General features: G+C 43.0%; 15 protein-coding genes. 8 read left to right on the top strand and 7 right to left on the bottom strand.

Translation table 11 applies throughout. The annotated features are described in order from the left end of the window. Positions 1 to 15: 15 nt before the first annotated feature. The 3 genes from N4J56_RS29745 to N4J56_RS29735 all read right to left on the bottom strand — a co-directional run bounded on the left by N4J56_RS29745 (position 16) and on the right by N4J56_RS29735 (position 4,380). On the bottom strand, positions 16 to 1,365 hold the full coding sequence (locus tag N4J56_RS29745; RefSeq protein ID WP_317109825.1) for a methyl-accepting chemotaxis protein: 1,350 nt from the start codon (positions 1,363 to 1,365) through the stop codon (positions 16 to 18). 115 nt (positions 1,366 to 1,480) lie between these two features. Then, positions 1,481 to 1,936, bottom strand: coding sequence for a chemotaxis protein CheW (locus N4J56_RS29740; RefSeq protein WP_317109823.1), 456 nt, complete (start codon positions 1,934 to 1,936; stop codon positions 1,481 to 1,483). A 95-nt stretch (positions 1,937 to 2,031) separates the two neighbouring features. Next, on the bottom strand, positions 2,032 to 4,380 hold the full coding sequence (locus N4J56_RS29735; RefSeq protein WP_317109822.1) for a chemotaxis protein CheA: 2,349 nt from the start codon (positions 4,378 to 4,380) through the stop codon (positions 2,032 to 2,034). 164 nt (positions 4,381 to 4,544) lie between these two features. Here N4J56_RS29735 and N4J56_RS29730 point away from each other — a divergent pair, with 164 nt between their 5' ends. Genes N4J56_RS29730 through N4J56_RS29720 form a run of 3 tightly spaced genes read left to right on the top strand, consistent with a single transcriptional unit; the run spans position 4,545 to position 6,918 of the window. Then, complete coding sequence (locus N4J56_RS29730; RefSeq protein WP_317109821.1) at positions 4,545 to 4,904, top strand: response regulator; 360 nt, start codon at positions 4,545 to 4,547, stop codon at positions 4,902 to 4,904. After that, the gene (locus N4J56_RS29725; RefSeq protein ID WP_317109819.1) at positions 4,864 to 5,517 is read left to right on the top strand and encodes a chemotaxis protein CheC; all 654 of its coding nucleotides are present in this window, start codon (positions 4,864 to 4,866) and stop codon (positions 5,515 to 5,517) included. The genes N4J56_RS29730 and N4J56_RS29725 overlap by 41 nt, the downstream gene beginning before the upstream one ends. A 60-nt stretch (positions 5,518 to 5,577) precedes the next feature. Further along, positions 5,578 to 6,918 (top strand): ATP-binding protein, encoded by a 1,341-nt coding sequence (locus N4J56_RS29720; protein WP_317109817.1) that lies wholly within the window; start codon positions 5,578 to 5,580, stop codon positions 6,916 to 6,918. Between the two features lie 155 nt (positions 6,919 to 7,073). Here N4J56_RS29720 and N4J56_RS29715 read toward each other — a convergent pair whose 3' ends face one another. Continuing rightward, the gene (locus tag N4J56_RS29715; protein WP_317109816.1) at positions 7,074 to 7,850 is read right to left on the bottom strand and encodes a YdcF family protein; all 777 of its coding nucleotides are present in this window, start codon (positions 7,848 to 7,850) and stop codon (positions 7,074 to 7,076) included. A gap of 569 nt (positions 7,851 to 8,419) precedes the next feature. Then, complete coding sequence (locus N4J56_RS29710; protein ID WP_317109815.1) at positions 8,420 to 9,262, bottom strand: prephenate/arogenate dehydrogenase; 843 nt, start codon at positions 9,260 to 9,262, stop codon at positions 8,420 to 8,422. A gap of 115 nt (positions 9,263 to 9,377) precedes the next feature. Between N4J56_RS29710 and N4J56_RS29705 the strand changes: the two genes are divergently transcribed. Beyond that, positions 9,378 to 9,980, top strand: coding sequence for a DUF1517 domain-containing protein (locus N4J56_RS29705; RefSeq protein WP_317109814.1), 603 nt, complete (start codon positions 9,378 to 9,380; stop codon positions 9,978 to 9,980). A 50-nt stretch (positions 9,981 to 10,030) separates the two neighbouring features. On the opposite strand, the gene N4J56_RS29700 is transcribed toward N4J56_RS29705, so the two are convergent. Together N4J56_RS29700 and N4J56_RS29695 are read right to left on the bottom strand one after the other, a co-directional pair. After that, entirely contained in the window at positions 10,031 to 10,879 is an 849-nt protein-coding gene (locus tag N4J56_RS29700; protein WP_317109813.1) for a DUF1361 domain-containing protein, read from the bottom strand. Positions 10,880 to 11,112: 233 nt separating this feature from the next. Next, positions 11,113 to 11,268: a hypothetical protein gene (locus N4J56_RS29695; RefSeq protein ID WP_181245476.1), complete on the bottom strand. Its 156-nt coding sequence runs from the start codon at positions 11,266 to 11,268 to the stop codon at positions 11,113 to 11,115. A gap of 129 nt (positions 11,269 to 11,397) precedes the next feature. Here N4J56_RS29695 and N4J56_RS29690 point away from each other — a divergent pair, with 129 nt between their 5' ends. The 4 genes from N4J56_RS29690 (at position 11,398) to N4J56_RS29675 (ending at position 15,290) form a co-directional block, all read left to right on the top strand. After that, the gene (locus N4J56_RS29690; protein ID WP_317109811.1) at positions 11,398 to 12,192 is read left to right on the top strand and encodes an SAM-dependent chlorinase/fluorinase; all 795 of its coding nucleotides are present in this window, start codon (positions 11,398 to 11,400) and stop codon (positions 12,190 to 12,192) included. A 3-nt stretch (positions 12,193 to 12,195) separates the two neighbouring features. Further along, a complete protein-coding gene (locus N4J56_RS29685) occupies positions 12,196 to 12,855 on the top strand; it encodes a DUF2301 domain-containing membrane protein (protein ID WP_317109809.1) in 660 nt (219 codons plus the stop codon). A gap of 154 nt (positions 12,856 to 13,009) precedes the next feature. Beyond that, a complete protein-coding gene (locus tag N4J56_RS29680; RefSeq protein ID WP_317109807.1) occupies positions 13,010 to 13,699 on the top strand; it encodes an ElyC/SanA/YdcF family protein in 690 nt (229 codons plus the stop codon). Between the two features lie 445 nt (positions 13,700 to 14,144). Further along, entirely contained in the window at positions 14,145 to 15,290 is a 1,146-nt protein-coding gene (locus N4J56_RS29675; RefSeq protein WP_317109805.1) for a glycosyltransferase family 4 protein, read from the top strand. Positions 15,291 to 15,294: the final 4 nt, after the last annotated feature.

Raw genomic sequence — 15,294 nt, 5'->3', positions numbered from 1 at the left:
GAGTCATGAGACTATTTAGTAGGTAAACCGATCTACGACTTTTTGCAGTTCTACTGCCATACGAGCTAGTTCGCTAGCTGCTTGGGAGGTATTGCTAGCACCTGCGGTTGTAGCTTGAGCATTACGGGCGACGATGCCAATATTTTTGGCAATATCAGTAGTCCCTTTGGCGGCTTCGGCAACGTTGCGGGAGATTTCATTTGTTGTTGCAGTTTGCTCCTCTACAGCACTAGCAATTGTATTTTGGATATCGTTAATCTGATTGATAATATCAGTAATTTGAACGATCGCCTCGATCGCACTTTTGGTATCGGTTTGAATTGCTTCAATTCGTTGACTGATATCTTCTGTAGCGCTAGCAGTTTGTTTGGCTAATGCCTTCACCTCGCTTGCCACGACAGCAAAACCTTTACCTGCCTCTCCTGCTCTTGCTGCTTCAATTGTGGCATTCAGCGCTAATAAATTTGTCTGCTGGGCAATAGATGTAATCACCTTGATGACTTTGCCAATTTCACCGCTACTTTGCCCTAATTTAGTAATTGTATCGTTAGTGCGATCGGCGGTTTTGACAGCTGTATTGGCTACCTGCGCTCCTACAGCTGCGTTTTTGGCAATCTCGCGGATGCTGGCGTTCATTTCTTCTACTGCTGTAGCGACGCTGGTAGCATTGGTACTCACTTGTTCGGCGGATGCGGAAGCAGATGTTGCTTGTTCGGCAGTTTGAGTCGCGTTTTCTGCCATTTCGGTGCTTACTGCTGTCGTTTCTTCCGCAGCAGAAGCGACTGTAGTTGATATATCGGCAATCTGTTTCATGGAAGCTTTGAGATTGGCAATCATCTGATTGACGCAGAGCGTCAAGTCTTGAAACTCCCCTGCATTTTGCGCTTCAATTTGTTGAGAGAGATTACCCTGAGATATAGCTGATGTGACATCAGCAATGCTTCTAATCTGCTCTGCGAGATTGGCAGACATTGCATTTGTATTGTCGATCAGCTCTTTCCAAGTCCCAACAGCACCCTCAACGGTAGCACGAGCATCTAGTTTGCCTTCCGTCCCCAATTCCCACGTTACCCGCGTCACTTCGCCTGCGAAAAGATCGATTTGACTGACCATTTGGTTGAACTCTTTGGCAACTTCACTCAATCCATTTTCTTCAGATAAACGCACGGTTAGATCGCCATTTTTTACCGCTTTTATGGCTCTCAATAGCGGTTGTAGTTGCGTTGTATTCTCGCTTCTTTGCCTAGTACTCGTTCTAGCTTTACTGCTCGTTTGAGTTGCTTTTCTATTTGATAATCTTTCAGAATTTTCTGAAGATTCTAAGCTTTCTGTGGATAGTTGACTGGATTTATTAGTATCAGCCATTAGTATAAATTCCCCATTACTAATTTAAATTTGAGTAGGCGATATATTGTTTGCGCCTACTCTACGAGAATCCCCTTTGCGTCTTTGCGGCTTTGCGCGAACCAAAATCATCAATCTAAACTTTTAAAACTTTCTCAATATCTAAAATCATTAAAAAACCTTGTGATAATGAATATGCACCTCGTAATAATTTCCGCATTTTGCCCGCTAGCGTAGCGGGTGGAGATTCAAACCTATCTGATGTAAACTCCAACATATCGCCTATGTCTTCTACTAGCAAGCCAGCAATCTCATCCTTAGTCTGAACAATAATGTTATGAGCCAAAAATTCTTCATCTAACTCTGGATGAGAGGTAGAAGGTGATAAGCTCTGACCCATTCCTAGCCTACATTGCAAATCGATTATCGTCACAATTTTTCCGCGCAGATTAATTAAACCACAAATATGAACAGGCGCAAGGGGTATGGGAGTTATCTCAGGACTCCAAATGACTTCTTGTACCTGTTTGATGTCGATTCCAAAATGAATTTTGTTAATAAAAAAAGTACAATATTGCTGAACTTCAGTCATATCTGTATAACTCTATTTAAGTTGTCAAATATTCGCGAAAATGCGATTTGTCATTTGTAAGCCGTTGATTGTTTGTCGCTGATAATTGATAACTCTTAACTTTTAACTGATTGAAGTAAATACGGATAGGCAATTTGAACTATTGTATGCAGGTCGAGAATTTCGGTAACTTGACCCTGAATAGCTGCCAAATACAGGATACCGGATCGAGTCGCATGACCCGCGATCGCCAGTGGTTCCTCAACAATATCGAGAATGCGTTCTACTACCAAACCAAGGCTGCGCTCTCGATCTAGCTCCACAACAATGACTTGCAGTCGATCGTTTTGCCCATTTATAACCTCCCTTGCCCAGGACAATTGAGGAGATATTGCCCCCCTTGTCAAGGGGGGTTGGGGGGTTCTGCTTTCAGGAAAATCAGAATTACCGAATATTTGATGCAAGTAAATCAACGGCAAAATTGTATTTCGGTATTGCACCACTGGTCGATCTGCCACAATTTCCACCGCGATCGGATCGAATTCTTCTAAACGGAAAATCTGAGACATCAGCAGTCCCATTCGTGCGCCCGATCCGCCATGAAAAAGCAAGATCGACTGGCGATCGCCCGTGCGTTCTTCTAATGCTGTAGCGGTGGCGATCGCGAGTTGCTGCTGTAATTGCGAAGTTACACCAGCACAATTTGCTAAACCAACGGCATCGATAATTAATGCAATTTTGCCATCACCAAGAATTGTTGCTCCAGCAAAAGCTGAGACATCTCGTAGTTGTTTTCCTAAAGGTTTGACGACAATATCTTGGATGTCTTGAATTTGATCGACAACTAAACCAAAGTAGTAGTTGTCCGCATTGATGACCACTATATTAATAGTATCTACATCTGCTCTTACTACTTGTAGTTGTAATGTTTGATTTAGATAGACCAAAGGCAATAATTTGCCACGCAACCTATATATAGGAATATCGTAGAATGTTTCAATCTCAAGCAAAGATACTTCTTTTTCCAGTTGCACCAATTCTTGAATGCTTGCTTGAGGAATGGCAAAACGATGGTTTCCACTATAAGCGACTAGGGCAGGAATAATTGCTAGCGTTAAAGGAATTTTCAGCTTAAACTTTGTTCCTTGTCCTACCTGGCTATCCACCTCAACCGTGCCATCAATCGTTTCCAAATTGGTTTTTACCACATCCATCCCGACACCCCGTCCAGATAGATTAGTGACTTGTGCTGCTGTTGAAAAACCCGATGCAAAAATCAAATTGAATGCTTCCGCTTCGGTGATTTTTTCTGCTTCAACTGCACTGAGAATTCCGAGTTTTTGCGCTTGCTGTTTGAGTTGTAGCGGATCGATCCCATTACCATCATCGCTAATTTCAATCTTAACAGTGCCACCTTCATGCCATGCATGGAGAGCAAGCTTCCCCTGAATCGGCTTCCCGCGACTGCTGCGAATTTCAGGCGTTTCAATTCCATGAGCAATACAATTGCGGACAATGTGGGTTAAAGGGTCTTTAATTGCCTCAAGAACAGTGCGGTCTAGTTCCGTATCCGCACCATTCATTTCTACTTGCACCTGCTTTCCAGAGGCGATCGCCAAATCGCGTACCACACGAGGAAATTTCTGCCAAATCGTGGCGATCGATTGCATCCGTGTTTTCAGTACCTCTTCCTGTAGCTGAGCTGTCACTTGATTCAATCGTTGGCAAGTCGCAGTCAAGTCTGAGTCTGCTACAGTCTCGGCAAATCGTACCATTTGGTTGCGAGCCAAAACCAACTCACCCACTAAATTCATTACGCGATCGAGCAGTTCCACATTCACCCGAATTGTAGAATCTGATGGATTGGTAGTTGGTAGTTGGTAGTCGGTAGTTGATTGTTGATTGTTGATTGTTGACGGTTGACGGTTGTTGGTTGTTGGTTGTTGCTCTCCTGCTCCCTCTGCTCGCTCTGCTTCCTCTGCTCCTCTGCTTTCTTCCCCGACTCCCGACTCCTGTACGGGCGGGTTTCCAAACCCGCCCCTACCGACTCCCGACTCCTTTCCAAACCCGCCCCTACCGACTCCCGCTTCCTGCAACGCTGCAATTAGTGCGGCACAATCACCATCTCCCTCATTGCCTGTCGCTTCAACTTGGGCTAAGATTTGTCGAATTGCATCGACAGTTTGAAGTAAAATACTGGCAATCTGGGGATTGAGAGTGAAATGCTGTTCCCGCAATTGGTCTAATAAATTTTCTCCTGCATGGGCGACTGATTCTAGTTTGGGCAACGGTAAAAAACCGCAGTTACCTTTAATTGTATGGAGGGCGCGATAAATACGAGTTAAATGTTCGGAATTTGCAGAATTACCTTCTAGTTCGAGAATAACTTGCTCGATCTGATTCAGGTTTTCGTAACTTTCATCTAAAAATGCTTTGATATCGTCATCGATTTCAAGTGACTCCATGACTGATAGGAATTAAATACATCATATATTTGATAGCCTATACTACACTGACTGTAGGTAGATGTAAATTTGTTATTTGCAATTTGTCTTTGGTGAGTGATGCGTGAAATACTTCCTGCTGATTTTTTCGATAATATGATAGTGAATAGCTTAGAAGATCGGCAATGATATCTGTTTTGATAGTTGATGATGCTGCATTCAGCCGCCGGATGATTCGCAAATTTTTGCAAGCTGATGGCTATGAGATTTGGGAAGCGACGAACGGCAAAGAAGCATTAAGTATCGTTCGCGATCGCACTCCAGATTGCTTGGTAACAGACATTCTCATGCCTGACATGAATGGGTTTGAATTGCTCCAAACTTTAAAAGAACAGGGATTGGCTATTCCCACAATTATTATCTCGGCAGATATTCAAGAAAGTTCTCGTCAGCGAGGATATAACTTAGGAGCAGCTGCTTTTATCAATAAGCCACCAAAAGAAGATGAGCTACGCCAGACCGTCCGACAAGTTTTTAGCTTCTAGAGGTATATCTCTCGTGAAGCAGTTGACAGAAGACCAAATTGATGCAATAAAAGAATTGATTAATATTGGCGTGGGTCGAGCTGCCAGTCTCTTAAATGAAATGGTTGGTTTTCCCATCTGCCTGGAGATCCCCTTCATTCAGGTATTCACTGTTGAAGATTTGCAGCAAGAATTAATTGCTAGATTTAATAGTAACTATTTAGCTACTGTAAGGTTGGAATTTTCAGGCTCAATTAATGGCAGCGCAGAGCTAGTATTTCCTACCGAGAGTGCATCAACACTCGTATCTATTCTCACAGGAGAAGATCTAGGCTCTCCCGATCTTGATGCAGTGAAAATTGGCACTTTAACCGAGGTGGGTAATATTGTCATCAACGGCGTAATAGGTTCGCTGGGCAATCTATTGAAGCAGCGGATGAATTACTTAATTCCTACATATACGGAAGATACTGTAGAAAATTTATTTGCTGCTGTTGAACCAGATGACTCCACAATTGTATTGGCGCAAGCAAGTTTTACAATCGAACAGCTTCAAGTGATTGGCGATCTTATTTTTATATTTGAATTGCAAACGTTCGACCAACTTATTGCAGCGATCGAAGAAGTGGCATAGTGGTATTAGAGATGATAGTTTAGCGCTGAAATTTTTGGCGATCGCCATTTATTTTTGAGTATGGAGCAACTGCAACAAGCCCAGCAGAATTTTAGTATTCTAGACCAAGTACCTTTGGGGGCTTGTATTTTGCGTTCGGATCTAACGATCTTGTTTTGGAATAGCTGCTTAGAAGAATGGACTAAGCTATCTAGAGCAGAAATGTTAGGGACTTGTATCGGCGATCGCTACCCCCACTTTCGTCAAACTCAGTATGCCAACCGCTTGCAGCAGATATTTCAAGGGGGACCGCCCACGATCTTTTCTTCTCAGTTACACAAACACGTCATTCCTGCCTCTCTACCCCAGGGGCAAATGCGCATTCAGCATACAACTGTCACCTCGTTACCTGCCTTGGAGGGTGATGAGTTTTACGCCCTATTATCAATTCAAGATGTGACAGATCTCACATTTAGAGTCCAAGAATATCGCCAGATGCGCGATCGAGCATTGGCAGCGCAGGAAACAGCAGAAAAAGCAAACCGCGTTAAAGACGAGTTTTTGGCGATCGTCTCCCACGAGCTTCGGTCTCCTCTCAACCCAATTTTAGGTTGGTCGCGACTGCTGCGAACAAATCAGTTAAATTCTGCAACGATCGATCGCGCTCTCGATACCATCGAACGCAATGCCAAGCTGCAAGCACAATTAATCGAAGATCTATTAGATGTCTCCCGCATTCTGAGGGGACTGAAGCTAAATTGGGAAATAGTCGATCTGGCAAATACAATTACATCTGCCTTAGATACCGTAGTGCTGGCAGCAGAAGCAAAATCAATTCAGATCGGACTCAGTTTGAACCCTAGTGTAGGACTGGTGCGGGGTGATAGCAGCCGCCTTCAGCAAGTCGTTTGGAATTTACTTTCTAACGCAGTTAAATTTACCCCATCTGGCGGACAGATAGAGATCTCGCTCGCACGAGTAGGGAGCAGGGAGCAGGAAGCAGGGAGTACGAAGCAGGGAGTAGGGAGCAGGGAGAAGAAAGCTGAGGGAGCTGAGGGAGAAAAAACAACACTCAACCAACCGTCTTCACGGAGTGTAGCGCCAGCGTTTACCGTCAACCATCAACCGTCAACCAACTACCAACTACCAACTACCAACTACGCCCAAATCCAAGTAAGCGATACAGGTAAAGGCATTAGTGCAGATTTTCTCCCCTACATATTTGAATATTTTCGACAGGCAGATAGTAGCATGACTCGCGCCTACGGCGGTTTAGGACTTGGTTTAGCGATCGCTCGTCAATTAGTCGAGTTACATGGCGGTACAATTTGGGCAGACAGCCACGGTGAGGGTATGGGAGCAACATTCACGGTAGAGTTACCTATTTATGAAGAGAGCAGGGAGCAGGGGAAAGAGAGCTGAGGGCGCTGAGGGCGCTGAGGGAGAGAATTGACTCACCACACCCCACACCCAGATAGCGCCAGTTGCTCATGGGGGGAACCCCCAAGACCGCACTGGCTCCCCCACACCCTTTCTTCACTGATAACTGATCGCTGGTCACTGGTCACTGATATCTGTCAACCGTTTGCTGCTTGCTGTTGAGCTATGTACGGGTTTTGCTCCATTTCTGCATTCTGAGGCTGCCAGTACCCTTTGATACCATAGTTAAATAAACCCATGTATTCGTAGAAGATCATCATTGCCCTTCTTGTGGGTGGCAAGTTTGCAGGCAAAGGAGTAGGACGGGGAAAAACGGTGAAACCCAGACTGCGAAACGTTAATAGCGATCGCATCATATGTGGCGAGTCCGTGATCAAAACGATTCGCTTCACTCCCATCGGTTGCAGCATCGCCGCTGTAAATAGTGCGTTCTCTTCTGTTGTCTGAGAACAACTTTCCGCTTTCAATACTGACTTGGGGACTCCTTCCGTTTTGAGCATGTTCACAATATCTGCTCCATCCCCTGCACCACTGGCAAAGATTAGGGGAGCGCGTTTGCTTTTCCACAGGTCAGCCGCAACCTCTACCCTAGATTTTCTCATGTACGCACCGCGACCTAAAATCACGATCGCGTCCGCTTTTCTCCCTGGATCTTCAGGTAAAAAAGCAATCAATCCCTTACTGGCGATCGCGACTGTAGCCGGAAAACTCGCAAGAAAGTAAGCTACTAACGATAAACTTCCCATTACCAACATGTAACGCTTCCAACGCCATTTGGGAAAAAACTTGATTAGCAGAATGAAAGCTGTTAGCGGTATGACAACCAGTACAGGAGTCATCAGCCAGTGGGAAAGTGTGGACTTCAAGACAAGCCACTGGCTCAGAGGACGAGCGCATAAAGCAGGGTCTAGCATTGAAGTTACCCTCAGCAGTACAAATACTCACTATACCATTAAGCTATGTAAACATACTAGGTAGATTTATAACTTTTCGCTACGAGTTATAAATCTTAGATTTACTGTTATTTATCTGTAAATTTCAGTGTTGCAATATACATAAATTACTAAATTAAGAATAGAGAAGATGGGAGACAAAGCATTCCCAAATTTAAGACTTCCTACCCTCTTTTTATGTTCCTGCATTTTCGAGAATGCACGTAGCGATTTATATTTATATAGCTATATAAATATTTTTAGAAATGCAATATAATCGCAACCTGCAATCTACCGTTGAGCTTTTAGCAATCGACTGAAACTATTTGCGATCGCTGCCGAATTTCTGGTATTGCTTATCTGGGCTAGTACTTTCTATAGCTTCCGAGCTGATGTCAGTTATCTTTAACGAGTAGAAATTAGCAATAAATATAGAGATGAAATAAAATTCACCTCCATATTGAGAGAGTATGGAATTGGTAGTTCGATTGGTGAATCTGCCAAAATCGACTAAAATCTCACCTAATATCTCACAACTAAAAAGTATGACGCTACTCTCGAAGAAACTTCGGTCTAGCTAGCTGAGTTGAATTTAATTGCTGTTCTAAAGCTTGCCAATCTTCTCGTACAATTAATTGCGCAATTTCATCTAATCGATCGCGGTATTGTTGTAGCGATCGCAACAACTCTGGGCGATTATACCGCGCCATCATCACTCCTAATTCAGGATTTCCACCTCCAACGCGACTTGTATCGCGAAATCCAGAACTAGCAAGTTGTTGTGCCAATTCCAGAACTGCTGGGTTAGGTTCGCTGGCACAAGCAGCAATTAAACTGGCGCTAACCATGACTGGTAAATGAGAAATCCAACTGACGGCGCGGTCGTGATCGGCTGGGTGACAATGATATATAGTAGCTTGGAGCGATCGCGCTAATTGCTCGACAACCTGCACGGCTGTTGGTGGTGTAGTATCAATCGCGGCGATCGCATAAGGCTTGCCGATAAACAGTCCTGTTTGGGCAACTTCAATCCCACTCTCAGCTTTACCAGCCATGGGGTGTCCGCCCACAAAATTCTGCCACAAGGGGGCGATCGCGTCTACAATTGGGGCTTTTACCGAACCGACATCTGTTAAAACTGTTGCTGGATCTATGTGGGGAATTAGTTGTTCTACGGTAGGGCGAATTGCTGCCAAAGGAGTGCAGATAAAAATAACTTCTGCGGTTTTGAGACTGGTAAGATCGGCGCTAGCCGTATCAACAGCACCACAAGCGATCGCTTGCGCGCAAGTAGACTCGCGCCGACTGACACCGAAAATTTTGTGTCCTTGCGATCGCCAGTCTAAGCCCAACGAGCCACCAATCAACCCTAGTCCGATAATACCGATATTCATGACTTGACAATTTTGCTTCCGATCTTACCGTCAATTCCCTTAAATCTAGCGATCGAGGGGGAGAAAGATTTGTGAGAGCGCGATAAATTGAGTAAGAGGATATGGAGGGAAGATCATGAGTTCATGGCGCGATCGGATGAATCGGATGTCAGGGCGGACTCGGTTTGTTGGCTGTCGGATATTTCTCCATCTTGCGGGGCAAGAAGTAGCACCGCTATTAGGAATTCTCAACCGTCAAGCAAGGGAAGCCATAGATACTGACGGCGATATTGAAGCCGTAGGCGAAGGTTTGGTAGAAATTTGTCAAAGCTTGCTGCAATATGACGAGTATTGGCTTTCCGGTGCAAACGAAGGCGATGTGTTTTGGGATGAAGGTGCAGCCAGCGACTATTTCAACGAATTATTTACCGATTCTGCCCAACGCTACTTAAGCGAACCAGATTTAAGTTCACCCGCTACTACAGATGAATCTTTTTCCTTGCCCGTTACCCGTAACTTAGTCGTCATGCTAAGCGTAGTTTATGACGGGGAAGTGCCAGAATTAGAAACTAATCTGGCAGATATAAATGCGATGAAAGCTGGATTGAAAGCCCTGATTAATCTGCACTATCAAAAAAGATTGTGGGCAATTCAAGTCCAGTTTTCCCCCGCTCAATTTGGCGAAGAACTAACAAACGATCAACTATTACTACATTTCCCCGAATTGGTTCCTTTATAAAAGTAATAGAGTGTAAAAGCAATAGAGACGTAAAATTTTGCGTCTCTACTTTACAACGAATCGATTTTGCCCTCTTCCCCAGTAGAGATAGCTTCTATACGACTTTTTCCCATAATTTTAAGCGTAACCTGCTTCATCAGCCAGTACAAACCAGTGATAACTGCGAAGGTAACAATCATAATGACAACCGGACGTTTACCGAATAAATCTTCAACTACAGCAGTAAGGAGAATATCGGGTTGGGTGATGAAATCCCAACTATTAAACCGCAAAAATCTACCTAAATAGACTCCTATTGCACACAAAGCGTGAGCGATCAGCTCTGTGCCCAAAACCCACGTACTTTTACCAATTCTTTGTAAATAAGATCCCAGGTTAATTAAAGATAGTACGTATGCCTCAAATCCAGCTCCCATAAATAATACGTATACTGGGATAAGAACCAAAGTAATTAGCCAGACTGAGTGAATATCTCTAATATCTCGATATAAATGAATGATATCAGTTAAAACATACGGTGCGTTTGGTAAAAAAGCATAAAATACTAAAAACAAAATTGACCACTTAAAGGTTTGCCAACGTTCTCTACCGGATAAGATGAATAATAGATACAAAGGAATACAAATTAAGGGTACGACCCATATTAGCTCAGATGTAACGATACTCGTACTGAAACTTAATATATTAGTTAAAACATGACGCGCACTCGGTAAGAAAGTCAACAAATCTAAGAATAATAGCCAAAATAGCCAACGCCGCTTTTGGCTTCCTCTAAGAAATAGCCACGCACTCAAAGTTAAAGGAACAAAAGCTAGAAACAAATTCCAGCTCATCCAACGATTATTTTTAGTTAGTACGTGCCATACGTCTGTCATCACGGCTGATAGATCCGCTTGCATAGGCATATCCTCAGTTAAGTTGGTGTTTGAGTAGGAACTTTAACCAACCAGTATAGCTATTCCCAATTGATGCTTAGTTTTCTGAACGCGATCGCGTGGATAGTCAAACAAAGGATATTAAAACAAAAAGGATGCACTTGAAATGCATCCTGCGAATGTCAGTATTTTATCTGTTGTTTGTAATTTATCAAGTCAGTGGCATCAAACCTTGTGACAAAAACTTAGTTGCAGCTTCAGTTGAAGTATCTCATTTCTGCTTCTAGCTGGCGGATGAGATTCTCATCTCCGTTAGCTCTGGCAACATCTAAACGATGTTGTAGACTTTTTTGAATATTCTGACGGTGAGCTTCGGCAGCTTGTTTTACAGCTTGTTGTTTATTTCTGCTCATAGAGAACATTATTTTTACTTATCTTGTTTATGTTGATTTATCCTAACATAGAGAGATTTTAGTAACAATAGCTACAGAAATAAATTTAAATATTTTTAAGACATTTTCCAGTAAATGCCTGTAATACAGATGAATTCAAACCGGATTTTGACTTTAACCAGTGATTTTGGCTTCAGTGACGTGTACGTAGGAGTCATGAAAGGCGCGATCGCCCAAGTTAACCCTAACCTGACAGTTATCGATATTACCCACGAGATCCCGCCCCAACATCTCGCTGCGGCTAGATTTTGCTTGTTGGATGCCTATCGCTATTTTCCAGATGGAACCGTGCATGTGGCTGTAGTCGATCCTGGGGTAGGTAGCAATAGACGCGCGATCGCCATAGAATTCGAGCATGGATTCTTAGTGGGACCAAATAATGGAATTTTTAGCGGCGTATTGAGTCAAAGCCCTGCGATCGCTGTTGTAGAACTGACTCATGCTCAATACTGGCGCACTCCCCAACTCTCAAAGACTTTTCACGGACGAGATATTTTTGCCCCAGTAGGGGCGCATCTTGCGAGTGGAGTTCCCTTAAGAGAATTGGGGAGAACGATCGATCTTGCTACGCTACTACACTTAGACTTACCCCAGTTAATCTATACTTCTACAGAAATAATTGGTTGCATCCAATATATCGATCGCTTTGGCAATTTAGTCACCAATATTCCTGGTAGCGACGTGGAAAATCAAACTTGGACAGTACGATTAGGCGAACGAATCGTCCCAGGGTGTCAAACCTACAGCAACGTCTCTCCTGAAGAGGCACTCGCCTTAGTTGGTAGTCACGGCTGGGTAGAAATTGCCATCAATTGCGGCAATGCCCAGTTACAATTGCAGCAGCATTGGGGAGATAGAGTAGAAGTGGTTATTAGTGAGAGGTAAGTTATGACTCAACAAATAGTATCCGAAACATATCAAGGTCAGTTTGGTGAGTTTACAATCGACAAAAACGATCGCCTCGGTGTGATTATCTATCGGACTGGCTTAGCGATCGCCGCCCTCAGCTTTGCCATTGGTAGTACTCTAGTTCTGTTGAACCCTCATCCCATTGTTTTTCCAGCACTCACACCCCTATTTTTCTGTTTTTGCGGTGCATTGGGTGTTAGCTTACTAACTATTCATATATATCTGGCAGTACTGCATCGCGTCCTACAACTATTTTGGGCGATCGGGACGATCGCCGCAGTCGCGATCGCATTGAGTAATAGCACGCCGCTAGCTGTCACAGTTTACGAACATCCAATGACTTTATTGGGTGTTGGCTTTATTTTTGCAGCGCTCACAGGAATTTACTTCAAAGAGGCATTTTGTTTTAATCGGTTTGAAACCAAATTTCTCACACCTCTAGTACCAATTTTATTATTGGGTCATTTAAGCGGAATCTTACCGCGCCAGTGGGAACAAATCATGCTTGGTACGTGGGCTGTACTATTCGTTGTCTTTGCCATTCGTAAGGCAGTACAACCAATTCCACCTGATATTGGTGATAAATCTGTATTTGCTTATTTAAAAGCACACAAGACAGCAACAGTAGATAGTCAGTAGAAGTGACTTTACACTAGCAAAACTCACCTGTCTGTAGTCCGCGCAGGCGGACTTAGTTTGTGTAGTCGCGAATTCTATTCGCCCAATCCTACTGAAATCGAATTTTGGTTTAAAGTAGATTCTACACCCTAAGCTATGCAAAACTACATTTTTAATGGCTGCTAAAAAGCGATCGCAATTCAAACTACTAAATATCACTCTCATTCGACGACAAGAAATATGGCTACCTACGGTGTGGGGATGGTTATTTCCGATCTTATTGACTCTAACTTTATTAACTGTCAGTATTAGTAACTTACCTTCATTTCTAGCTGTTAATCAACCAGTTAACGCTGAAGTTTTGGTCGTTGAAGGCTGGCTACCAGATTATGCAGTTAAAGAGGCACTAGCTAGATTTAAACGCGGCTCCTATCGCCAGATCGTGACTACAGGTATTCCCATCGAAAGAGGATGCTATTTGGCTGAATATAAAAATTATGCCGAGCTAGCGGCAGCAACCTTAAAAACGTTAGGATTAGAGTCAGAAAAAATCGTTTCTGTTCCGACCCCAGAAGTACGTAAAGACCGAACTTATGCTTCTGCTATTGCTTTTAAACAGTGGTTGGAAAAGACAAATACACCAATAAAATCGATTGATTTACTAACACTCGATTTACATGCTAGAAGAAGCTGGCTGCTGTATCGTCAAGCACTAGCTTCAACAAATACTAAAGTTGGTATTATTGCCATGCCACCCATCGATTACGATCCGAAATACTGGTGGCGCTACAGTGCAGGCGTGCGGAAAACGATTAACGAGTTAGTTGCATATATTTACGCGCGTTTTATTAACTGGAACACCTAAATCAAGTACTAACAACATTCGCCTTTACAGACTACAGAACCTATTTGAGCCTATCCAAACTAGAACTATGGCAGGTTTCTTTTGTGGAGCTGTGGCTTTAACCGCTTTTAACTACCAAGTATTGACTCGCTGGCGATCGCCACCAGTTTTCAGTACATGGCATAATTCAAATTTTTACCTTTACTTCAAAAAAAGTACGTATATTCTCGTAGAATTCAAATTTTGCGTAAAGAGATAGTGCCGATCGGTAAAAAAACAAGCCGATCGCTGTAAAGATAGTTACATTATAAATATATTTTTAAGTCTTATTTTCTGATGACATCTTTACGAACGCCATCAGAGACAGATTCAAAGATATTATTCAAGGTGATTCAAATCAGCTAGGTAGTCATTTTATCCGGCTGCATTGTGCAGTTGATATTTGTATTTCTAGAGGTATCCTTAGGTGGATCGTAGTCATAATTTTCGGATTGCGTGGTTGCTGCCTGTTGCATGGTTTTATTGGCAGCCAGCGCTCTGTCAATTTACACAGATATTTCCTCAAACGAAAGTATTTACCGGACTTTTTCCTGGTTTTGCACGAGGATTTGACAACTCATTTGTAGTAGAAGTTGTCGGCAAATTTCATGTGCTAGAAACGGCGCGAGAGACGACAGGCTACGGCTCTAATTTCACATATCTGTCTCCCAGTATTATTTTCCACTTGCTTCGGCTTAGACCTCATGTCATATTTTCTAGTTCTTTTGGCGTTTGGACAATTCTGGCGCTCCTATTAAAACCGCTTTGTTGGTGGCGAGTCATCATTGCCTATGAAGGTAGTTCGCCTGGTGTAGACTATCGCAATTCAGCATTACGTTTATTAGTTCGGAGACTAATGGTAAAGTTTGCCGATGCTTGCATTACCAACAGTCAAGCTGGAAAAGCCTATCTAGTAGATATTCTTAACGCTAAAGACAGCCGCGTTTTCGTTCAGCCTTACGAAATTCCCGATACCAAAACTTTAGTAATTCAAGAAAATATTGATTTAGATAATTCTCAACTCCAGCGACCAATTTTTCTTTTCGTCGGACATATTATTCCCAGAAAAGGTTTGCAGATATTGCTAGAAGCCTGCAAGATTCTTCAGCGACAAGGTTATCGAGAATACACATTACAAGTTGTAGGCAATGGACCGCAACACGAAGAACTAGGAAAATTCGCTCAAGAGCATCATCTGACTGATTGCATACAGTGGGTAGGTAGAGTAGATTACAACCTTATCAGTACATATTTTCGCAATGCAGATGTCTTCGTTCTACCGACTCTAGAAGATACATGGGGCGTAGTGGTACTAGAGGCAATGTTACTAGGTAAACCAGTTTTATGTTCTACAGGTGCGGGAACGGCAGAACTAATAGTGAATGGTGAGAATGGCTATGTATTTGACCCTAATCAGCCAGAAAAGCTAGCCGAACTCATGCGCCAGTTCATCGATCGCCCAACTGCGATCGAAGACATGGGTAAAAAAGCGCAACAAATTATGTCTCAATATACCCCAGAAGCAGCATCAAAATGCCTAGCTCAGGTGACAAACCTAGTTTTAAATAATTGAAATT

Source organism: Chroococcidiopsis sp. SAG 2025, from assembly GCF_032860985.1.
Lineage (GTDB): Bacteria > Cyanobacteriota > Cyanobacteriia > Cyanobacteriales > Chroococcidiopsidaceae > Chroococcidiopsis.
Note: the sequence above shows the minus strand (reverse complement) of the source record. Positions and strands in the feature narration are given on the sequence as shown.